The 702-nt window shown below is 57.4% G+C and carries 1 pseudogene; it reads left to right on the forward strand.

Annotated elements, in window-relative coordinates:
• Window positions 1–26 precede the first annotated feature (26 nt).
• Window positions 27–702 (forward strand): annotated as a pseudogene (locus HMPREF2554_RS09850) (cell division protein FtsK); the annotation flags it as partial.

The raw sequence follows: 702 nt of genomic DNA on the forward strand, positions 1-702 counted from the left end.
GGCAAACAAGGTTCCTGCGGCACCTCATGAACGAATTGGATCGCCGCCGCTCCAATCCGCGCGGTAACCGTGACCTCATTATCCTTGTAGATGGCTACGGTACCCTGCGCGACGAATTCATGGACTATACCGGAACCGACTACCTGGGTGCGTTCCACCGCGTTTACGCAGACGGCCCGGCGCTGGGCATGCACATTATCATGGCAACAAGCCGCCTTAAAGGCATTCCCTCCGCCGTTGATGATGTAACCCAGCAGCGCTGGCTCTTCCATCTCTCCGATACGTACGACTACTCCAACTACAAAATCAAGGGACCGGATATTCCCGCATCAGTCCCCGGACGATGCGTCGACAGCGTAAGCATCAGGCAGATCCAGGTTGCACACCCGCAGATGAGCCTCGAAGACGCCGTTCAGCAAGTCGTGCAGCGCTGGGGCACGGTCGATAAACCCGATGTTATCGGACAGCTGCCCTCTCTCGTGCGCCTATCACAGCTGGGCGTTGAACCCTCCATCGGCGGCGAAAACTGGATTATTCCGGTGGGTATTGCCGAGCACAACCTCAAGCCTGTTGCACTGGAACTCTACGAAGGTGAACACGCACTCATCGGCGGATCACCACGTTCCGGCAAATCGACCCTACTTCAGGCTATTGCTGACTCCGTCATAAAACAGCGCGACCGCGGCGAAACGAACGCCCAAG

Origin of the sequence: Rothia sp. HMSC071F11 (assembly GCF_001809115.1) — a bacterium.
Classification (GTDB): Bacteria; Actinomycetota; Actinomycetes; order Actinomycetales; family Micrococcaceae; genus Rothia; species Rothia dentocariosa.